The organism is Pseudomonas sp. Z2-11 (genome assembly GCF_054161305.1).
The window spans coordinates 173,214-192,908 of the sequence record NZ_CP096395.1; the positions used below are offsets into that span (position 1 = coordinate 173,214).

At 61.9% G+C, this 19,695-nt stretch carries 17 protein-coding genes; 10 read left to right on the forward strand and 7 right to left on the reverse strand.

All coding sequences use genetic code 11. The annotated features are described in order from the left end of the window. Window positions 1-5 precede the first annotated feature (5 nt). Together gabT and M1E16_RS00785 are read left to right on the forward strand one after the other, a co-directional pair. A complete protein-coding gene (gabT, locus tag M1E16_RS00780) occupies window positions 6-1,283 on the forward strand; it encodes a 4-aminobutyrate--2-oxoglutarate transaminase (RefSeq protein WP_434696249.1) in 1,278 nt (425 codons plus the stop codon). Between the two features lie 165 nt (window positions 1,284-1,448). Then, window positions 1,449-2,663 carry an HDOD domain-containing protein gene (locus M1E16_RS00785; protein ID WP_458128965.1) on the forward strand — a complete coding sequence of 405 codons (1,215 nt, stop codon included), beginning with the start codon at window positions 1,449-1,451 and terminating at the stop codon, window positions 2,661-2,663. Between the two features lie 125 nt (window positions 2,664-2,788). On the opposite strand, the gene M1E16_RS00790 is transcribed toward M1E16_RS00785, so the two are convergent. Further along, window positions 2,789-3,778 carry a GGDEF domain-containing protein gene (locus M1E16_RS00790; RefSeq protein ID WP_434570491.1) on the reverse strand — a complete coding sequence of 330 codons (990 nt, stop codon included), beginning with the start codon at window positions 3,776-3,778 and terminating at the stop codon, window positions 2,789-2,791. Between the two features lie 290 nt (window positions 3,779-4,068). After that, window positions 4,069-5,253 carry a delta-9 fatty acid desaturase DesA gene (desA, locus tag M1E16_RS00795; RefSeq protein WP_434696246.1) on the reverse strand — a complete coding sequence of 395 codons (1,185 nt, stop codon included), beginning with the start codon at window positions 5,251-5,253 and terminating at the stop codon, window positions 4,069-4,071. Window positions 5,254-5,398: 145 nt separating this feature from the next. On the opposite strand from desA, the gene dibA reads away from it, so the two are divergent. The 6 genes from dibA (at window position 5,399) to M1E16_RS00825 (ending at window position 11,627) form a co-directional block, all read left to right on the forward strand. After that, on the forward strand, window positions 5,399-7,306 hold the full coding sequence (gene dibA / locus M1E16_RS00800; protein ID WP_458128966.1) for a phosphodiesterase DibA: 1,908 nt from the start codon (window positions 5,399-5,401) through the stop codon (window positions 7,304-7,306). Between the two features lie 133 nt (window positions 7,307-7,439). Continuing rightward, window positions 7,440-7,622 carry a sulfur starvation response protein OscA gene (gene oscA / locus M1E16_RS00805; protein ID WP_003186967.1) on the forward strand — a complete coding sequence of 61 codons (183 nt, stop codon included), beginning with the start codon at window positions 7,440-7,442 and terminating at the stop codon, window positions 7,620-7,622. 125 nt (window positions 7,623-7,747) lie between these two features. Continuing rightward, window positions 7,748-8,761: a sulfate ABC transporter substrate-binding protein gene (locus M1E16_RS00810; protein WP_434602450.1), complete on the forward strand. Its 1,014-nt coding sequence runs from the start codon at window positions 7,748-7,750 to the stop codon at window positions 8,759-8,761. A gap of 171 nt (window positions 8,762-8,932) precedes the next feature. Then, window positions 8,933-9,751, forward strand: coding sequence for a sulfate ABC transporter permease subunit CysT (gene cysT / locus M1E16_RS00815; protein ID WP_013692011.1), 819 nt, complete (start codon window positions 8,933-8,935; stop codon window positions 9,749-9,751). 13 nt (window positions 9,752-9,764) lie between these two features. Further along, a complete protein-coding gene (gene cysW, locus M1E16_RS00820; protein WP_434602451.1) occupies window positions 9,765-10,634 on the forward strand; it encodes a sulfate ABC transporter permease subunit CysW in 870 nt (289 codons plus the stop codon). A gap of 3 nt (window positions 10,635-10,637) precedes the next feature. Further along, window positions 10,638-11,627, forward strand: coding sequence for a sulfate/molybdate ABC transporter ATP-binding protein (locus M1E16_RS00825; RefSeq protein ID WP_109756559.1), 990 nt, complete (start codon window positions 10,638-10,640; stop codon window positions 11,625-11,627). 88 nt (window positions 11,628-11,715) lie between these two features. Here M1E16_RS00825 and M1E16_RS00830 read toward each other — a convergent pair whose 3' ends face one another. Continuing rightward, entirely contained in the window at window positions 11,716-12,240 is a 525-nt protein-coding gene (locus M1E16_RS00830; protein ID WP_458128967.1) for an Mpo1 family 2-hydroxy fatty acid dioxygenase, read from the reverse strand. A gap of 87 nt (window positions 12,241-12,327) precedes the next feature. On the opposite strand from M1E16_RS00830, the gene M1E16_RS00835 reads away from it, so the two are divergent. Beyond that, window positions 12,328-13,014 (forward strand): Crp/Fnr family transcriptional regulator, encoded by a 687-nt coding sequence (locus tag M1E16_RS00835; RefSeq protein ID WP_458128968.1) that lies wholly within the window; start codon window positions 12,328-12,330, stop codon window positions 13,012-13,014. A 151-nt stretch (window positions 13,015-13,165) separates the two neighbouring features. On the opposite strand, the gene M1E16_RS00840 is transcribed toward M1E16_RS00835, so the two are convergent. Further along, entirely contained in the window at window positions 13,166-14,170 is a 1,005-nt protein-coding gene (locus M1E16_RS00840) for an AraC family transcriptional regulator (protein WP_458128969.1), read from the reverse strand. 99 nt (window positions 14,171-14,269) lie between these two features. Between M1E16_RS00840 and M1E16_RS00845 the strand changes: the two genes are divergently transcribed. After that, complete coding sequence (locus M1E16_RS00845) at window positions 14,270-15,343, forward strand: fatty acid desaturase (protein ID WP_458128970.1); 1,074 nt, start codon at window positions 14,270-14,272, stop codon at window positions 15,341-15,343. Window positions 15,344-15,495: 152 nt separating this feature from the next. Here the strand turns inward: M1E16_RS00845 and M1E16_RS00850 are convergent, their stop codons facing one another. The 3 genes from M1E16_RS00850 to M1E16_RS00860 all read right to left on the reverse strand — a co-directional run bounded on the left by M1E16_RS00850 (window position 15,496) and on the right by M1E16_RS00860 (window position 19,572). After that, window positions 15,496-18,000: a TonB-dependent siderophore receptor gene (locus M1E16_RS00850; RefSeq protein WP_458128971.1), complete on the reverse strand. Its 2,505-nt coding sequence runs from the start codon at window positions 17,998-18,000 to the stop codon at window positions 15,496-15,498. Between the two features lie 86 nt (window positions 18,001-18,086). Next, window positions 18,087-19,067 (reverse strand): FecR domain-containing protein, encoded by a 981-nt coding sequence (locus M1E16_RS00855; protein WP_458128972.1) that lies wholly within the window; start codon window positions 19,065-19,067, stop codon window positions 18,087-18,089. Window positions 19,068-19,071: 4 nt separating this feature from the next. Beyond that, complete coding sequence (locus M1E16_RS00860; RefSeq protein WP_434626625.1) at window positions 19,072-19,572, reverse strand: sigma-70 family RNA polymerase sigma factor; 501 nt, start codon at window positions 19,570-19,572, stop codon at window positions 19,072-19,074. Window positions 19,573-19,695: the final 123 nt, after the last annotated feature.

Here is a 19,695-nt window from a genome sequence, read left to right on the forward strand (position 1 = left end):
TTTTAATGAGCAAGACCAACGCAGACCTGATGGCCCGCCGTACCGCCGCTGTTCCCCGCGGTGTCGGCCAGATTCACCCGATCTTTGCCGAATCGGCGAAGAACGCCACGGTTACCGACGTTGAAGGTCGTGAATTCATCGACTTCGCCGGTGGTATCGCCGTACTGAACACCGGCCACGTGCATCCGAAGATCATCGCCGCCGTCACCGAACAGCTGAACAAGCTGACCCACACTTGCTTCCAGGTCCTGGCCTACGAGCCGTACGTGGAGCTGTGCGAAAAAATCAACGCCAAGGTCCCGGGTGATTTCGCCAAGAAAACCCTGCTGGTGACCACCGGTTCCGAAGCGGTGGAAAACGCCGTGAAGATCGCCCGCGCCGCCACCGGCCGTGCCGGTGTGATCGCCTTCACCGGCGCTTACCACGGTCGTACCATGATGACCCTGGGCCTGACCGGTAAGGTCGTGCCTTACTCGGCCGGCATGGGCCTGATGCCTGGCGGCATTTTCCGCGCGCTGTACCCGAACGAGTTGCATGACGTGAGCGTCGACGACTCCATCGCCAGCATCGAACGCATCTTCAAGAACGACGCCGAGCCACGCGACATCGCCGCCATCATCATCGAGCCGGTCCAGGGCGAGGGTGGCTTCTATGTGGCGCCGAAAGCCTTCATGCAGCGCCTGCGCGCCTTGTGCGACCAGCACGGCATCCTGCTGATTGCCGACGAAGTGCAGACCGGTGCCGGTCGTACCGGTACGTTCTTCGCCATGGAGCAGATGGGCGTCGCCGCCGACCTGACCACCTTTGCCAAATCCATTGCTGGCGGTTTCCCGCTGGCCGGTGTGTGTGGCAAGGCCGAATACATGGATGCCATCGCACCGGGCGGCCTCGGCGGCACCTACGCCGGCAGCCCGATTGCCTGCGCCGCTGCGCTGGCGGTGATGGACGTGTTCGAAGAAGAACACCTGCTGGATCGCTGCAAGGCCGTGGGCGAGCGCCTGGTGACTGGCCTCAAGGCTATCCAGAAGAAGTACCCGGTCATCGGTGAAGTCCGTGCCCTGGGCGCCATGATCGCCGTGGAGCTGTTCGAAGATGGCGACACCCACAAGCCGAACGCTGCCGCCGTTGCGCAAGTCGTGGCCAAGGCGCGCGACAAGGGCTTGATCCTGCTGTCCTGCGGCACCTATGGCAACGTCCTGCGCGTGCTGGTGCCGCTGACTTCGCCGGATGAGCAACTGGACAAAGGCCTGGCAATCATCGAAGAGTGTTTCTCCGAGCTTTGATATTTACGAGCTCTGATTTTCACGAGTTCTAAGCTTTGTGCTGATCCACAAAAAACCCGCTTCGGCGGGTTTTTTCATATTCGGCTACAGATCCCCGGTGGTTTCGACCTGTCTGGAATGGCCGTTATTGTCTAAGGTGCATGTATTGCAAGGGAGCGATGCGGCATGACTGCTGTGGATTTACCCGCTGTACCGCGTGTGTTGATTGCCGAGGCCGATCCGGCGTCCAGGGAGCTGCTTGAACAGGTGCTGTCCGGAGTGCGTTGCGATGCGCGGATAGACACTTGTGGCGAGGGACGGCAGGCCTTGGAGCTCCTGGCGCATAATTCTTACGACCTGGTGATCGCCGATTGGGAACTGCCGGGTGTCGACGGCCTGAGCATCTTGCGCAGCTTGCGCCAACACCATCGCACGCCCGTGTTGCCGTTCATCCTGGTGAGCCGGCGCAACGACAGCGCCAGCGTGCGCGAGGTCTTGCCCCTGGCGCCGACGGCCTATCTGACCAAGCCCTTGAACCGGGAAAACCTGACCCAGCGTCTGCAAGGGTTACTTCTCCATAGCGAAGACACATCCAACGCCGCGCCAATTCCAGGACCGGGCCTTACATTGGCAACGTTCCTGGAGCGTCGACGAGACATGGCCGAAGGCGCGCCGTTGATGACCGATGTGCAGGTCGCGATCAAACGCAGCCTCAATCCTGGTGGACTGGATCTGAAACTGCTGGAAGAAGAGCTCCGTACTGACCCGCAGATCACCGCCGTGCTGATTGCCGCGGCCAACAGCACCGCGCAACATCAGGGCGGCGGTCCGGTGCAGACCGTGGCCCAGGCGCTGCATCAGCTAGGCACCGGGCAAAGCATGAACCTGATACTGGGCTTGACCCTCAAGCGCTGTGCCCGGTTGAACCTGCCTTGGCTGGCGGACTATGCCGAACGTTATTGGGAGTTGTCGTTGCACACCGCCGAGTACGCCCGGACGATGGCGCGCATGCTTGATCTGGAGCAGGAGCGTTGTTATTGCGCCGGCCTGTTGCATCGCTTGGGCGACCTGGCACTGCTGCGCTGCATGGAAGAGTGGAAGCAGGCCGGCGGCGAGCTGGACGAGCCGGAGGAAATCGGCGATTCGCTCGAACAGTTCGGCGCCGGTTTTGGCTCGGCGCTGCGTACCCGCTGGCGCCTGCCGCTGGAGCTGCGCGAATTGATCGCGGCGGTCTACGGTCTCGGTGGCGGGGTTTATTCCCGCGAGGCGCTGGTGATGAACATGGCGGCGCAGATGGCGCATTTACCCGCGCACGAAGGGCTTGAAGAACTGGCCCGGGGACGCACGGCGCGCTTGCTGAAGATCGGGCTGCCAGAGTTGATGCGGTTGCGCCGCCAGTAAAACGACCACTGGCCCCTGTGGGAGCGAGCCTGCTCGCGAAAGCAGTGTGTCAGTAACGGATAAGTTGACTGACATACCGTATTCGCGAGCAGGCTCGCTCCTACAGTTGATTGATGGTGAGACACTCAAGCCGCGATGATGCGGTTCTTGCCCTGGCGCTTGGCCTCGTACATCGCCGCGTCAGCACGGGCGAACAGGTTGTCGAGGGTCTGGTCTTCGGCGCTGATCCCGGTCAGGCCCTGGCTGACGGTGATGCCGAAGTTATGCTCCCCGCAGCGAAACGCCAGGCGCTGGATTTCCCGCTGCAAGCGCTCGGCGACCTGCAATGCCATGTCCGGGGCACAGCCAGGAAAAACAGCGGCAAACTCTTCACCACCGATCCGACCGAAGAGGTCACCGCGCCTGAGCACGCTCCGCCCGCTCTCGGCGATCTTCTGCAATACCGTATCGCCTTCCTGGTGGCCGTAAGTGTCGTTGATCAGTTTGAAGTCATCGATGTCCAGCAACAGGAATGCCATCGGCGTGCCTTGCAGCCTTGCCTGCTCGAATTCCCGATGGGCGCACTCGAAGAAATGACGGCGGTTGCTGCTCTGGGTGAGCACGTCGGTGGTCGCCAGTCGCTGCAGTTCGCTTTCGAGCAGCTTCTTCTCGGTGATGTCTTCGGCGATGCCGACCACAATCACCGGTTGGCCCGGATCGGCCTGACGGTTGATGAAGCACTTATCGCTGAGCCAGCGGATCTGGCCGTCGGCGGCGATGATGCGGTATTCCCGATCCTCGACGGCACCTTTGACCAACACCTCGGCCAGGCTGCGCTCGGCGTAATCCAGATCGTCCGGGTAGATTGCGTCACGCCATTCGTTGTAGTCAGCCAGCACGAGGCCGGCCGGGCGGCCGAAAATCCGCTCGTAGGCGGGGCTGACATACAGCACTTGCCGGGTTTCCCAATTGAATGCCCACAGCACCGCGTTGACGCTGACCAGCAACGAACTGAACAACTGCTCCCGCTCGCTCAGACGCGCCACTTCCCCTTGGGCGTGCATCAGCGCCATGAGTGTCTGGGCCGCTTCTGGCCAATGTGGCTGGGATGAATCCTGTAGGTTCTTGTCGACCATCGGCACAAATCTCAAGGAACGTGCATTGCTATGGATTTGCACGCGCTCACTCCAAAGCCCGCCAGGATGGCGAAGTGCTCTTGAGATAGGGGATTGTGGGCGAAGTTCCTTTTCAGGCGACGAAGGGCGGGAGCTTTCGTTCGAACATGTGGGATGAACTTGTGGCGAGGGAGCTTGCTCCCGCTCGGCTGCGAAGCAGCTGTGAACCGGCGGGCCTGATGCTCCGGTTTCGGCGGGTTCTGGGGCCGCTTTGCGGCCCAGCGGGAGCAAGCTCCCTCGCCACAGGGGCGTCAGGCGGTGGCTGGCCGCAAGGAATAGGTCTTGAGCTGGTCGGCAAAATCGCGCAGTGACTGGATGCCGCTGGCCTCGGCTTCGTGGACCCATTCCTTGATAGCCGCGAGCATGTCATGGCCGTTGCTGCTGGTCTTGACCCAGATCTGCTGCAATGCCAGGCGTTTTTCGTAGATCACCTTCAGCGCCTGGCTGTGCTCCAGCATGTTCTGGATGCGCACATGATGGCGCTCGTCCAGCAGGCTGGTTTCACGCGACAACAAGCGTTTGGCCCGATGAAACTGGTGGCGGACCGAGTGATCGACTTTTTCCAGCTCCTGCTTGACCAGGGGCGCGATGACCAGCCTGCGGTACTGGGCCATGATCTGGAAACGGTTGTTGAGGATCGCCATGGCGGTATCCATGTCCAGGTGGCCCTTGCCTTCGACCCGGTGGGCGATCGGCGCGACCCGCTGGACCTTGGCCAGGCGCAGGAAACTGAAGACCTTGATCCAGGCCCAGCCCAGGTCGAATTCCCATTTGCGCACCGACAGCTTGGCCGAATTGGGATAGGTGTGGTGGTTGTTGTGCAGTTCTTCGCCGCCAATGAGGATGCCCCAAGGCACCAGGTTGGTGGCCGCGTCACGGCATTCGAAATTGCGGTAGCCCACGGCATGCCCGAGGCCATTGACCACGCCAGCGGCCCAGACCGGGATCCACATCATCTGGATGGCCCAGATAGTGATGCCGATGGTGCCGAACAGCAGCAGGTCGATGATGCCCATGATCGCTACGCCCAGTAGGGGGAAGCGGCTGTACAGGTTGCGTTCGATCCAGTCCTCGGGGCAGTTCTTGCCGTAGATGCGCAAGGTTTCCGGATTTTCCGCTTCGGCGCGGTACAGCTCGGCGCCCTTGCGCAGCACCGTAGACAGGCCTTTGATCACCGGGCTGTGGGGATCATCCTCGGTTTCGCATTTGGCGTGGTGCTTGCGGTGGATGGCGGTCCACTCGCGGGTATTCTGCGCCGTGGTAAGCCACAGCCAGAAGCGGAAGAAATGTTTGAGACCGGCGTTGAGTTCCAGGGAACGGTGAGCCGAATACCGGTGCAGGTAGACCGTGACGCTGATGATCGTCACGTGAGTCATCAGCAGGGTGACTGCCACCAGCGACCAGGCCGACAAGCCAAGAAAACCTTCGTACCACATAGGCTGTAGGGCCCTCGATAAAGATGAAAACTGCCGTTGCATTATCCCTGGCCCCGGCGATAAAACCAGTCGGCCTTTCAGATAAGAGTGGCAGAATGTTTCTTCCTCTATAATCCCCTCACATTACAGGGACATGGATGACCGCATGACCGTCTATCACCGCGCTGCCATGCGTGGGGCACTGCTTTATCTGGTGCTGTCAGTCGCCTGGCTGCAGCTGGTTGGTTATTTATTGAGCAGTTTCTTCGATCATTCGGCCGATCGGCTGCGTTGGCAACTGATCAACGGTTATGCCTGGGTACTCGTCAGTGCCGGATTGATTTTCATCGCACGGGTGCGGATAGCACGCTTTTTCGAGCAAGCCGAAGGTAATGTCGACCGTGAACGGTTACGCCAGGCCGCCGCGGTGTTCGACTGCACCCGCGAAGGCGTCCTGGTCACGGACCGCCATGGTTTGATCGTGCATGTGAACCGGGCATTCATGGCAATCACCGGCTATGCCCGCGACGAAGTGTTGGGCCGGCAACCGAATCTGTTCAAGTCCGGCCGGCATGGCCCGGCTTTCTATCGAGAGATGTTCGCGGCGCTGTCCAGCCGCGGCGAATGGAGTGGCGAAATCTGGAACCGCCGCAAGAGCGGTGAAATCTACCCGCAATGGCAGACTATCCGCGCCGTCGTCGATGACTCCGGCGAAGTCAGCCAATACGTCGCGGTGTTTTCCGATATCAGTGCGATCAAGGACTCGGAGCATGAGCTGGCGCACCTGGCCCATCATGATCCGCTGACTGGCCTGCCCAATCGCCTGCTGTTTTCCGATCGCGCCGAGCAGGCGGTGGCTTCGGCGCAACTGCACAAGCGTGGGTGCGCGTTGCTGCTGCTGGACCTGGATCATTTCAAGAACATCAACGACAGCCTCGGGCACAACGTCGGTGACGAGCTGCTCAAAGGCGTTGCCGAACGCTTCCTCGGGCTGTTTGCGCCCGGTATCACCCTGGCGCGGCTAGGCGGTGACGAATTCGCGGTGCTGGTGGAAAACTGCTCGCAGCCGGGTCAGGCCGCGGCTTTGGCCCGGCGTATCCTCGATGCCTTGAAAGCACCGTTGCAGCTCGGCGAGCAATCGCTGTTTATCAACGCCAGCATCGGCATCAGCCTGTTTCCCGGTGACGCCCTCAGCGCCGGGCAACTGCTGCGCAACGCCGACTCGGCACTGTTCAAGGCCAAGAACAGCGGACGTGACGGCTACGCGTTATATACCGAGGAACTCACTGCCCATGCCCAGCAAAGGGTCGAGATCGCCTTCGAACTGCGTCGCGCGCTCCAGCAGCAGGAGCTACGGGTGCATTACCAACCGGTGCACGACCTGGCCACCAGCCGGTTGATCGGCGTCGAGGCGCTGGTGCGTTGGGAACACCCCGTGCGCGGGTTGGTTTCGCCGGCCGAGTTCATTCCCATCGCCGAGCGCACGGGGTTGATCGCTCAGATCGATGCCTGGGTCATGGACCAGGCTTGTCGGCAAATGTGTCTTTGGCGACAGGCCGGTGTGGTTTTGTCATTCGTTGCGGTCAACGTCTCCAGCCGTTTGTTTGCTCGCCGCGAATTGTATGAGCAGGTCGCCCGTGTACTTCACGACACGGGCCTCGATCCGGCCTTCCTGGAGCTGGAGGTGACCGAAAGTGCGGTCATGGATGATCCGGAGGTGGCGCTGGAACAAATGCACCGTCTGCGGGCGTTGGGCGTGCGGTTGGCCATTGATGATTTCGGCACAGGTTATTCGTCGCTGCTGCGGCTCAAACGTCTACCGGTGCAGAAACTCAAGATCGACCAGGGTTTTGTCGCCGGGCTGCCCTGGGATGAAGACGACGCGGCGATCGTCCGGGTAATCATTGCCCTGGCCCGCAGCATGGGCATGCAGGTGCACGCTGAGGGTATCGAGCAGCGAGAGCAGGCGGCGTTTCTGCTTGAACAGGCGTGTGAGCTGGGGCAGGGATATTGGTTTGGACGGCCGGTGGCGGCGCAGCAGCTGGATTGGGATCGGGCGCCGACGATCGCCTGATAGCGGAATTGCGATTTGGTTATATAAAAATTCTTAAATAGTCTTTTTAAGAATATCCGCACTTATCTAATATTGCTCCCACGCCGCAAGCAGTGCCGCCCACTGCCAGGCATTCATTCAAAGGAGCAGCAGCATGAGCGCATCCCTACGTAGCGTTGACGGCCAGGACGAAGCAACCATCTTGCGCGAGATCCAGAGTGCATTGCGTGACCTGCGCTTTGGCGCGGTGGAGATTACCGTGCACAACGCGCAGGTGGTCCAGATCGAGCGCAAGGAAAAATTCCGCTTGCAGCAACCGAGTCATAAACCGAGCTGAAGGATCACAGCCTGCGCCAGCCCCTGCCGGGGGGTTGATGTAGGAGCTGCCGCAGGCTGCGATTCCGGTTACCGGACAAACGATTTCCAGAAGCCATAAAAACCAGAATTCCAGGAGCTTTCACCATGTCGTCGATTCGCCGTTATGCCTTGGCCGCCCTGGCCAGCGCTGTTTTTGCAGGTTCCGCGGTTGCCAAGGACTACGAGTTGCTCAACGTGTCCTACGACCCGACCCGCGAGCTGTATCAGGACTACAACGCCGAATTCGCCAGCTTCTGGAAAAAAGCCCATCCGGACGACACCGTGAAAATCCAGCAGTCCCATGGTGGTTCGGGCAAGCAAGGCCGAGCAGTAATTGACGGCCTGCGTGCCGACGTCGTGACCCTGGCGCTGGCCGGCGACATCGATGAAATCGCCAAATTGGGCAAGTCGCTGCCGGCGGACTGGCAAAAACGCCTGCCGGATGCCAGCACGCCTTACACCTCGACCATTGTGTTCCTGGTGCGCAAGGGCAACCCGAAGGGCATCAAGGACTGGGGCGACCTGATCAAGGATGACGTCTCGGTCATCACGCCAAACCCGAAGACCTCCGGCGGTGCCCGCTGGAATTTCCTCGCCGCCTGGGCCTACGGCCTGAAAGCCAACGGTGGCGACGAAGCCAAGGCCAAGGAATATGTGCAGGCGCTGTTCAAGCACGTGCCGATCCTCGACACCGGTGCCCGTGGCTCGACCATCACGTTCGTCAACAACGGTCAGGGAGACGTGTTGCTGGCCTGGGAAAACGAAGCGTTCCTGGCGCTGAAAGAGGACGGTGGCGCGGACAAGTTCGACATCGTTGTGCCGTCGCTGTCGATCCTCGCCGAACCGCCGGTTGCGGTGGTGGACAAGAACGCCGAGAAGAAGGGTAATGCCGAGATCGCCGAAGCGTACCTCAAGCACCTGTACAGCCCGGCCGGCCAGGAAATCGCGGCGAAAAACTTCTATCGTCCGCGTGACAAGGACGTGGCTGCCAAATACGCCCGGCAGTTCCCGAAACTTGAGCTGGTGACTATCGACAAGGACTTCGGCGGCTGGAAAACGGCACAGCCTAAATTCTTCAATGATGGCGGTGTGTTCGACCAGATCTATCAGGCGCAGTAAGCTGGGCTAGTCGGATCCAGGCCGTAATTCATTGTGGCGAGGGAGCTTGCTCCCGCTGGACCGGGCTGGCGCTCCAGTGCGAAGCGCTCCCAGAATTTCTGGGGCTACTTCGTAGCCCAGCGGGAGCAAGCTCCCTCGCCACGGTAAGTGCGTTCTCAACCAAGGACCTTTATGTCGCGTCGCATATCCCCCGTCATACCCGGCTTCGGGCTGACGCTGGGCTACACCCTGGTGTACCTCAGTCTGATTGTGCTCATACCCCTGGCGGCGATGTTCGTACATGCCGCCCAACTCACCTGGGAACAGTTCTGGGCGATCATTTCGGCGCCGCGGGTGCTGGCAGCCTTGAAGCTCAGTTTCGGCACCGCGCTGTACGCTGCGATCATCAATGGCGTGATTGGCACGCTGCTGGCCTGGGTGCTGGTGCGCTACACCTTCCCGGGGCGCAAGATCATCGACGCGATGATCGATTTGCCGTTCGCCTTGCCCACCGCCGTGGCCGGTATCGCCCTGACCGCGCTGTACGCGCCGACCGGTCTGGTCGGCCAGTTCGCCACCGACCTGGGTTTCAAGATTGCCTACACCCCGCTGGGCATCACCCTCGCGCTGACCTTTGTGACGCTGCCGTTCGTGGTGCGCACGGTGCAGCCGGTGCTCGCCGACATTCCCCGTGAAGTCGAAGAAGCCGCCGCGTGCCTCGGTGCCAAGCCATGGCAGGTGTTCCGTCATATCCTCGTTCCGGCATTGTTGCCGGCCTGGTTGACCGGCTTCGCCCTGGCGTTTGCCCGGGGCGTGGGCGAGTACGGTTCGGTGATTTTCATCGCCGGCAACATGCCGATGAAAACCGAGATCCTGCCGCTGCTGATCATGGTCAAGCTCGACCAATACGACTACACCGGCGCCACCTCCATCGGCGTGCTGATGCTGGTGGTTTCCTTCGTCCTGCTGCTGCTGATCAACTTGTTGCAGCGGCGCATCGAAACCCCATAAGGAGGCGCGAACCATGTCCCAATCGTCTATTTCCGCTGCCTCCACCAACGCTGCCCGCCGCGGCAGCGCGGTTTCGCGGCGCATCCTGATCGGCCTCGGCTGGCTGGTTTTTGCACTGTTTCTGCTGCTGCCGCTGTTCATCGTGGTGTCCCAAGGCCTGAAGTCGGGCCTGGGTACTTTCTTCGCGGCGATCTTCGAGCCCGATGCGTTGTCGGCGCTCAAGCTCACGGTGATTGCGGTACTGATTTCGGTACCGTTGAACCTGGTGTTCGGCGTCAGCGCCGCATGGTGCGTGAGCAAGTATTCATTCCGTGGCAAAAGCATGCTGGTGACGCTGATCGACTTGCCGTTCTCGGTGTCGCCGGTAATCGCTGGCCTGGTCTACGTGTTGATGTTTGGCGCCCAGGGCCTGTTCGGGCCGTGGCTGTCGGATCACGACATCCAGATCGTGTTCGCGCTGCCGGGCATCGTCCTGGCGACGATCTTCGTCACCGTGCCGTTCGTGGCCCGTGAACTGATCCCGCTGATGCAGGAGCAGGGCACCCAGGAAGAAGAAGCCGCGCGCCTGCTGGGCGCCAACGGCTGGCAGATGTTCTGGCATGTGACTGTGCCGAACATCAAGTGGGGCCTGATCTATGGCGTGGTGCTGTGTACCGCCCGGGCCATGGGCGAGTTCGGCGCGGTGTCGGTGGTTTCCGGGCACATTCGCGGGGTGACCAACACTCTGCCGCTGCACGTCGAGATCCTCTACAACGAATACAACCATGTGGCCGCATTCGCCGTGGCGAGCCTGTTGCTGATCCTGGCGCTCTTCATCCTGCTGCTCAAGCAGTGGAGCGAAAACCGAATCAACCGCCTGCGCGCCAGCGCCGCGGAGGAATAAGTCATGTCGATCGAAGTCCGTAACGTCAGCAAGAATTTCAACGCCTTCAAGGCCCTCGACGATATCAGCCTGGACATCCAGAGCGGCGAGCTGGTGGCGCTGCTCGGCCCGTCGGGCTGTGGCAAGACGACCCTGCTGCGGATCATTGCCGGCCTCGAGACGCCGGACCAGGGCAACATCGTGTTCCATGGTGAAGACGTATCCGGCCACGACGTGCGTGATCGCAACGTCGGTTTTGTGTTCCAGCACTACGCCCTGTTCCGCCACATGACGGTGTTCGACAACGTCGCTTTCGGCTTGCGCATGAAGCCCAAGAACCAGCGCCCGAACGAAAGCCAGATCGCGACCAAGGTTCATGAGCTGCTGAACATGGTGCAGCTGGACTGGCTCGCCGACCGTTATCCGGAGCAGTTGTCCGGCGGCCAGCGCCAGCGTATTGCCCTGGCCCGCGCCTTGGCGGTGGAACCCAAGGTGTTGCTGCTGGACGAACCGTTCGGCGCCCTCGACGCCAAGGTCCGCAAGGAATTGCGCCGCTGGCTGGCGCGGCTGCACGAGGACATCAACCTGACCTCGGTATTCGTGACCCACGACCAGGAAGAGGCCATGGAAGTCGCCGACCGGATCGTGGTGATGAACAAGGGCGTGATCGAGCAGATCGGCTCCCCGGGCGATGTGTACGAGAATCCGGCCAGCGATTTTGTCTATCACTTCCTGGGCGACTCGAACCGTCTGCATCTCGGGGAGGACCGGCATGTGCTGTTCCGTCCGCATGAAGTGTCGCTGTCGCGCTCGGAACTGGAAGACCACCACGCCGCCGAAGTGCGCGACATTCGTCCGCTTGGCGCGACCACGCGGGTGACGTTGAAGGTCGAAGGCCAGAGCGAACTGATCGAGGCCGAAGTGGTGAAGGACCATGACAGCCTGGTTGGGTTGGCGAAGGGCGAGACGCTGTTCTTCAAGCCGAAGGTCTGGCAGAAGGTTTCAAACCTTTAAAAGCTTCGCGAGCAGGGCTCGCTCCCACAAGGGATTTGTGTACGATGCCAATCCAATGTGGGAGCGAGCCCTGCTCGCGAAGGCGGCCTCAGGCTGCGGCCCGCTTCTGATTGACCTTTACCGGCCCGGCCTGCGCCTCGATCTGTTGTTTGAGGTCATGGCGCATGCCCAGCAGGAATCCCGCCTCGACCACGACGAACAACGGCCCGACAATCAACCCGGTCAGATCATCGACGAACGCCGGTTTGCGCCCTTCGTAATAATGGCCGACGAACTGGATCACCCAGCCCACCACAAACATGCCCAGGCCGCCGGCCAGCCATATCGCCGTGCTTTGCGCGGCGAGCACCTGGCCCAGCCAGACGGCAAGCCCCAGCAGCACGGCCATCAGCACACCCAGGCGCAATTCCAGGCGCAGGTAGAACCAGGCACTGGCCGCTGCCACCAGCAGCGCGGGCGAAATCAAAATCGCGCCAACCGGCCATCCCGGCCGTGACAACAGCACGGCGACGGCAACGAAAATCAGCGGAATACCGATGAAGTGGCTGGCAATGTTGCGTGGGTCGCGGTGATAGGTCGCGTATTGACTGAGATGATCGACGAGGCTTTTCATTGTTGTTCCTCCTGAGGTGATGCCCGCATGATGCCCAGGTTCCACCAGGCGCTCTGTCAGCTAGCCGACACTTGTCCCGGAGTTTCCATGAATACTCATCCCTGGCACGCGCACTTGATGACCGGCCACTGGTACAGCCATCTGCCCGCCGAGTTACAGAATAGTCTGCTGGAGATGTCGCGGCTGCGTCGCCTGTCGCCCGGTCAGCGGTTGTTCAAGCGCGGTGATCCGCCGTGTGGCGTGTACGCGGTGCTCGAAGGGGCGGTGCGGATCGGCGCCGTCAGTGAGCAGGGCAAGGAAGCGCTGTTGAGCGTCGTGGAGCCACCCTATTGGTTCGGCGAAATCAGCCTGTTCGATGGCCAGCCACGTACCCATGACGCGCAGGGGGTCGGGCAATGCACGTTGTTGCATGTACCTCAGGCCGGGCTGTTGGCTTTTCTCGAAGAACAACCGGGTTATTGGCGGCAGCTGGCCTTGTTGATGAGCCACAAGTTGCGCCTGACCTTCGTCAACCTCGAACACCTGAGCCTGATGCCTGCTCCGGCCCGCGTGGTCCACCGCCTGCTGATGATTGCCGAAGGCTACGGTGAAATCGAACCGGCCCGCCGGGTTCTGCAACTGCCCCAGGACCAGCTGGCGTTGATGCTTTCCCTGTCGCGCCAAACCACCAACCAGATTCTCAAGGATCTGCAGGGGCAGGGCATTCTTCAGCTTGGTTACGGCGAGATCGAAATCCTCGATATCGAAGGGTTGCGGGCATTGGCCACGAGCTGAGCAGGGGTGGAGTCGAATATAAAACCCGTGGCGAGGGCTGTTTGGGCGAAAGTCATCGCGAGCAGGCTCTCCCACAGGCTCCATGGACGCCGCAGATCAAATGTGGGAGCGAGCTTGCTCGCGATGAGGCCGGCCCAGGTACGGTAGATCCCTAACGCAAGCCATCCCGAAACTGCCCCGGCGTCATCCCGGTCCAGCGCTTGAACGCGCGGCTGAAGCTGCTGGTATCAGCAAAGCCCAGCAGATAACTGACCTCGCTCAATGAGCATTGCGGATCGCGAAGGTGTAGCAACGCCAGGTTTTCCCGGCATTCATTGAGCAGCGCGTCGAAGCGGCAACCTTCGTCGGCCAGATGCCGCTGCAGACTGCGCAGACTCAGGTGCATGGTCTGGGCGATGCGTTCGGCGCTGGGTTCGCCTTCGGGCAGTTGTGCTTCGATGGCGGCGCGGACCTTGCGCTCCCAGGTCAACGGCTGGAGCTGGGCGAGGGTGCGCTTGAGCACGGTTTCGTTGTGTTCGGCCAGCTCCGGGTTGGCGTCGTCCAGGTGACTGTCGAAATCGGCGAGGCTGAACTCCAGGCAATCGTGTCCGGCATCGAAGTGTACCGGTGAACGGAACACTTTGTGCCAAGGGGCGGGGTCTGCCGGCTCCGGTCGCCGCAGATAAACCGCCAGCGGGGCGTAATCGCGGCCGAGGCGGTTGCGACAGGTGCGCACGTAAATCGCGGCGAACGCGTCGATGGCTTCCAGGGCCGGCGCCGGACGTCCCGTCGGTACGTCGAGACTGAAGCGGTAGCGATCCTCGCCACGGCTCAGTTGCAGGGTCAGCGCATCGCTGACCACCGGGTGGTAGCGCACGATCCGCTCGAACACTTCCCGCAGGCTGCCGCTGGCTACCAGGGCATAACCCAGCGCATGAAAGGTGGTGGGGCTGACAAAGCGCGACACCCGCAGGCCGATCGCCTGATCACCGCTGGCCTGCACCGCGAGCGCCCACAGGCGCGTGGTGGCCGAGAGCGGATAACGGGCGTTCGGGTCATCCATCCATTGTGGGTCCAGGCCCGCCTCCAGGCACAAGGCATGGCTGTCCAGGCCCAGTGCATCGAGCTGTTTGCGCAGGGCGCGGGTCCAGCTGGCGAGGGAGGTGGGTTCCGTCATGACAATTGGCGCTTGCGGTCAACAGGTTGGCGTCTGCGGCTATCACCCTGTGAGGCAAGGCCCGGCAGGATTAGCTCATCGATAACAGAGGATTAAGCCATGCACGGCACTTGCGCAAGCCCCGAGCGATTGAATGCACAGCAGCGCTCCGCCCATATTCGCCAGGTGGTCCTGGCCCGGGGCGAAGAATTGCGCGAGCGCTATCCGGTCCTGCGGCACCAGGATGCGCTGGGCGCGGGCATCCTGGCGTTCGCCCTGGCGGGGATGACCGGCTCGGCGCTGCTCTACATCAACGGCTATCTGGCCGGCTGGGCGTGCCTGCTGCTCAACGCCTTTTTTGCGTCCCTGACCCACGAGCTGGAACACGACCTGATCCACAGTATGTATTTTCGCAAGCAGCGCGTGCCGCACAACCTGATGATGGGCCTGGTCTGGCTGGCGCGGCCGAGCACCATCAATCCGTGGATTCGCCGCCACCTGCACCTCAATCATCACAAGGTTTCCGGCAGCGAGGCGGACCTGGAGGAGCGCGCGATCACCAACGGCGAGCCGTGGGGATTGGCGCGCTTGCTGATGGTTGGCGACAACGTGATGTCGGCGTTCATTCGCCTGCTGCGAGCCAGGACCTGGGCGCACAAGCGCAGCATCCTCAAGCGCACGCTGAAGGTGTATTTCCCGTTGGCGCTGTTGCATTGGGGCGCGTGGTACGTGTTTCTCGGTTTCCATGGCGCCAACGCGGTTGCCGGGCTGCTCGGCACTTCGATCGACTGGTCGACCAGCACTCTGGCGACCCTGCACGTCATCGACATCGCGGCGGTGGTGATCATCGGCCCGAATGTGCTGCGCACCTTTTGCCTGCACTTCATCAGCTCGAACATGCATTACTACGGCGACGTCGAGCCAGGCAACGTCATCCAGCAGACCCAGGTGTTGAACCCTTGGTGGCTGTGGCCGTTGCAGGCATTCTGCTTCAATTTCGGCAGCAGCCACGGCATCCATCATTTCGTGGTGAAGGAGCCGTTCTACATTCGCCAGATGACGGTGCCGGTGGCGCACAAGGTGATGCGGGAGATGGGCGTGCGCTTCAATGATTTCGGCACGTTTGGGCGGGCGAATCGGTTTGCAGCCGAGGAAGGGGTAGCTAGGGAAGAAGCGAAGGCGATCCAGGCTTAGGAACAAGAACATGCCTTTGTGGCGAGGGAGCTTGCTCCCGCTGGGCTGCGCAGCAGCCCCAAGATCTTGCGGTCGCTACGCACTGGAGCGCCAGCCCGGCCGAGCGGGAGCAAACGCACTCGCCACAGAAGTGAATCAAAGCAGAAAACGGGTCAGAACTGATAACTCACCGTAGCCGCCACGTTGCGCTCCTCGCCCATGTAGCAATAGCTCAGGCTGGCGCATGACGCGATGTAGGTCTCGTTGGTCAGGTTGTTCGCGTTCAGGCGAACATCCACGCCCTTCAAGCCGACCTTGCCCAGGTCATACCCCACCGAGGCATCGAACAACGTGTACGACGGCACCTTCATGGTGTTTTCCGCGTCGGCCCAGCTGTAGCCGACATACCGCACGCCGCCGCCCAGCCGCAGGCCATCGAGCGTGCCGCTGTCGAATTTGTAGTCGGCCCACACAGATGCCATGTGGCGCGGGGCCTGGGTCGGAGAGTTGCCTTTGTTTTCGATGATGTCGGTGGGCGTGCTCAGGGTGCTGACCATCGATTTCGAGTATTCGATGTCGGTGAAGGTGTAGCTGCCCAGCACCTTGAACTGCTCGGTCAACTGCATGTGCGCTTCCAGCTCCAGGCCCTGGGAACGAACAGCGCCAACGGCGCGGTAGAAGTTTTCCTGGGGCAGCTTGGTCGCCAGGTTCTCCTGGTCGATGCGGAACAGCGAGGCAGTGTACAAGTCGTCGGTACCCGGCGGCTGGTACTTCAGGCCCAGTTCCCATTGCTTGCCGTCGGTGGGCGGCAGCGGGTTGCCGGCGCTGTCGGCGTAGGAGTTGGGGTTGAATGACTCCGAGTAGCTGATGTACGGCGCCAGGCCGTTGTCGAACAGGTACAGCGCCCCGACGCGACCGGTGAGTTTGGTGCGCTTGTCGTTGATCTCGGTGCCTTCCGGGCGACCGAATTCGGCGATGCGGTTCTCGTCCGAGGTCTCGACCCAATCCTGGCGCAGGCCCAGAGAGAAGCGCCACTTGTCCATTTCGATCAGGTCTTGCAGATAGACGCCGGTCTGCTCCAGGCGCCGCAGGTAGCTGGTGGGGCTGAAGTAGCTGATCGCCGAGTTGCCGTAGACCGGGTCGAAGGCGTTGATCGGCGCGAGGCTGCCGCTGGTCCAATCGACCACGGTCTTGCGCCGCTGGTAGTCGGCGCCCATCAGCACGGTGTGTTTGGTGGCGCCGGTGAAAAATTCCGCCTGGAGCATGTTATCGACGATGAAGGCGTGGAGCTTTTCTTCAGCGCCGGTGTAATAGCGGTTCAGCTCGTTGCTAGTCGGCGTGGTCCAGTCATAGGCATAGACCTGGTCATTGCTGACGTCCGAATCCAGGTAGCGGAAGTTCTGTCGGGCGGTGAAGACGTCGTTGAAGCGGTGTTCGAACTGATAGCCGAACGACTGCTGGTCACGTTCGTAGCCGTCGACGCCAGGCTCGCCTTCGAAGAAGTTCTCCGAAATCCGCCGGCCGTTGCGCTTGTGCAAGGTGCCGTTCGCCGGCATGCCGCCGTGGTAACCGCCGTCGGGGTCATGCTGCAGGTAGGCTTGCAACGTCAGCGAGGTGTCTTCGCTAAAGTCTATGCTCACGGTGGGCGCGAGGGCGAAGCGCTTTTCCTTGTTGTGGTCGAATTGCGTGTCGGACGTATCGGCCAGGCCGACCAGGCGGTAGGCGATGCGCTTGTCGTCATCCACCGGGCCGCTGAAGTCGAAACCCATGCCGCGTTGGCCTTGGGTACCGACCGTGGCCTGGATCTGGTGATAGGCCTCGTACAGCGGTTTCTTGCTGGTGAGCGCCACCAGGCCACCCGGCGAGCTGCGGCCATAGAGCACCGAGGACGGGCCCTTGAGAATGTCGACCCGCTCGAGGAAATACGGATCGACCTGAATCGAGCTGTAGGTGCCGCTGTCACCCATCGACTTCAAACCGTCCAGGTAGATGTTGTCCACCGAGCCATCGTTGAAGCCGCGCATCGCCACGTAGTCGTAGCGGTGGGTCGCGCCATAGGGGTTGGTCAGCACGCCAGGGGTGTAGCGCATGGCCTGGGACACGGTTTGCGCGCCCTGATCGTCCATTTGCTCGCGCGTGACCACCGATACGCTTTGCGACGTTTCCCGCAGGGCGGTACTGGTCTTGGTCGCCACCTGGCTGTGGGTGGCGTTGTAGCCTTCCATGCTGCCGAGAGCGTTACCCAGGGCGAAGCCTTTGACGTCGGTGGTCGGCAACGCCAACGTGCTTTCGGGGGCCACGGTTTGCAGCACATAGCTGCCGCTATCCTGGCTGACGGCAACCAGCCCGGAGCCGCTGAGCAACTGCTGCAGGGCCTGGTCCGCCGAATATTCGCCTTTCAGGCCCGGGGACTGGACGCCGCTGGTTTGTCCAGGGGTACTTGCCAGGGTGATGCCGGCCTGGCGGGCGAACTGGTTGAGTACCTCGCTCAGCGGGCCGGCGGCAATGTTGTAGATCCGGGGGCCGGCGATCGCGCCATCCTGCGCCGCGACAGCGGACATCGGTAGGGCGCCGACACCGAGCGCAGTGCTCAACAGCGCGGCGCGGATGGCCTGGCGCAGCAGGCCGGTGGGCGAGGAACAGCCGAGGGAAGTCTTGAGAGTCACGCGCTCAGTCATTGTAGGTTTCCGTTGGAGTCGCTGGAGGCAGATAAGCGTTGCTTACTGTCCTAGCCGGACGCCCGCGCAAAACCCGCCAAAAAAAATCAGGCCGTACGCTCCACCGTGATCCACCAGCGGGTTCGGTAGTGTATTTGCACGGGGAGCGTGTGCGGCAGGACGGCCAGCAGCTTGTCGGTGTCTGCCAGACGGAAGACGCCTGACAAGCGCAAATCGGCGATCGAGGCGGCGCATTTCAGGTAGCCCCGGCGGTAACGTCCCACTTCGTTGAGGAAGTCTTCCAGGCGCATGTTGCGCGTGACGATCAAGCCGTCGGCCCAGGCGCCGGTGTCCATGTCCAGGGGGGGCGCGAGCGTCGCGGTGGATGCGCTGATCAGGTAGCTTTGGCCAGCTTCCACCTGGATCGGGGCGCCGTCGCTGCCGACATGCGAGCGGATGGCGACGTGTCCGCTGGTGACACTCAGGCGCGTGCAGTCGTTGTCCTGGCGCACGACGAAGCGGCCCTCCAGCCCCTCGAACAAGCCGTGTCGGCTTTTTACCAATAATGGGCGTCCGGGATCGCCGCCGCAGGTGAGCATGATTTCGCCGCGCGTCAACGTGATCAGGCGTTGTGAAGCCGTGAAGTCGAGGTCGGCCGCGCTGTTGGTATTGAGCTCCAGTCGCGTGCCGTCTGGCAGTTGGAAGCCACGTCGTTCGCCGGTGGCGGTCGCAAAATCGGCGCTCCACGGCTGCCAGCCCAGGTCCTTGCCCAGCCAGGCGGCGCAGCCCATCACCGCCACGCCTGACAACAGCTTCAGGGCCTGGCGCCGGCCGAGGCGCTGGGCGCTGGTCTCCAGGGTTTCGAGGGCAGTCCGGGCGCCAGGTACCGCCCGCAGGCTGGAAGTCAGTTCGCTGTGCAGCGATTGCACCCGTTGCCAAGCCAGTTCGTGGTCATGGTGAGCGATGCGCCAGGCCTCGCACTGTTGGCGCAGGGCCGGGTTGGCGGCATGGTTGCGCAGGCGCAGCAACCAATGGATCGCTTGCTTGACCACCTGCTGTGATGGGCCCCGGCCCGAAGGCTGGTCCATCGGTTCAATCTTCATAGCGCAGCACATAGCAGTGGTACAACGCGTCGGCAACGTAGCGTTCCACCGAGCGCAGGGAAATGCCCATCTGTTCGGCGATCTGCTTGTAGGTCAGGCCTTCGCACTGGGCCAGCAGGAACGCCTTGCGCACTTTGGGCTTGAGGCCTTCGAGCATCCGGGCGATGGCCTCCAGCAGCTCCAGGATCAATGCCTGGGCTTCGGCGCCGGGCGTTTGCGCTTCCGGCAGGTGCGCGATGGTCTCAAGGTAGGCGCGTTCGATTTCCGCTCGGCGCCAATGGTCAATCACCAAGCCCTGGGCGATGGTGCGCAAAAAGGCGCGTGGCGCCTTGAGTTCCAGGCGTTCGGTGCGTTGCAGCAGGCGCACGAAGGTGTCCTGGGCCAGGTCCGCCGCATCGGCGGCATTGCCCAATCGGTTGCGCAGCCATGTGTGGAGCCAGCCGTGATGGCTGCTGTAGAGCGCCTGTACTGCAAACTGGGGGGATGACATGAACGCGACGGCCTGGGGTCACAAATGATAATAGGTCGCATTGTCATCAGCGCGGGTCAATTTTGCAACCACCATTCATTCGCCTGCGGCCGTCACGGCACGCCGATCCAGCCGTTCCGTCGG

Coding starts and splice junctions, on each gene's coding strand:
- M1E16_RS00845 (WP_458128970.1), top strand. CDS start 14,270: ATGCACGGCACTTGCGCAAGCCCCGAGCGATTGAATGCACAGCAGCGC.
- cysT (WP_013692011.1), top strand. CDS start 8,933: ATGTCGCGTCGCATATCCCCCGTCATACCCGGCTTCGGGCTGACGCTG.
- gabT (WP_434696249.1), top strand. CDS start 6: ATGAGCAAGACCAACGCAGACCTGATGGCCCGCCGTACCGCCGCTGTT.
- desA (WP_434696246.1), bottom strand. CDS start 5,253: ATGTGGTACGAAGGTTTTCTTGGCTTGTCGGCCTGGTCGCTGGTGGCA.
- cysW (WP_434602451.1), top strand. CDS start 9,765: ATGTCCCAATCGTCTATTTCCGCTGCCTCCACCAACGCTGCCCGCCGC.
- M1E16_RS00810 (WP_434602450.1), top strand. CDS start 7,748: ATGTCGTCGATTCGCCGTTATGCCTTGGCCGCCCTGGCCAGCGCTGTT.
- M1E16_RS00855 (WP_458128972.1), bottom strand. CDS start 19,067: ATGGACCAGCCTTCGGGCCGGGGCCCATCACAGCAGGTGGTCAAGCAA.
- M1E16_RS00830 (WP_458128967.1), bottom strand. CDS start 12,240: ATGAAAAGCCTCGTCGATCATCTCAGTCAATACGCGACCTATCACCGC.
- M1E16_RS00835 (WP_458128968.1), top strand. CDS start 12,328: ATGAATACTCATCCCTGGCACGCGCACTTGATGACCGGCCACTGGTAC.
- M1E16_RS00860 (WP_434626625.1), bottom strand. CDS start 19,572: ATGTCATCCCCCCAGTTTGCAGTACAGGCGCTCTACAGCAGCCATCAC.
- M1E16_RS00825 (WP_109756559.1), top strand. CDS start 10,638: ATGTCGATCGAAGTCCGTAACGTCAGCAAGAATTTCAACGCCTTCAAG.
- dibA (WP_458128966.1), top strand. CDS start 5,399: ATGACCGTCTATCACCGCGCTGCCATGCGTGGGGCACTGCTTTATCTG.
- M1E16_RS00850 (WP_458128971.1), bottom strand. CDS start 18,000: ATGACTGAGCGCGTGACTCTCAAGACTTCCCTCGGCTGTTCCTCGCCC.
- M1E16_RS00790 (WP_434570491.1), bottom strand. CDS start 3,778: ATGGTCGACAAGAACCTACAGGATTCATCCCAGCCACATTGGCCAGAA.
- M1E16_RS00840 (WP_458128969.1), bottom strand. CDS start 14,170: ATGACGGAACCCACCTCCCTCGCCAGCTGGACCCGCGCCCTGCGCAAA.
- M1E16_RS00785 (WP_458128965.1), top strand. CDS start 1,449: ATGACTGCTGTGGATTTACCCGCTGTACCGCGTGTGTTGATTGCCGAG.
- oscA (WP_003186967.1), top strand. CDS start 7,440: ATGAGCGCATCCCTACGTAGCGTTGACGGCCAGGACGAAGCAACCATC.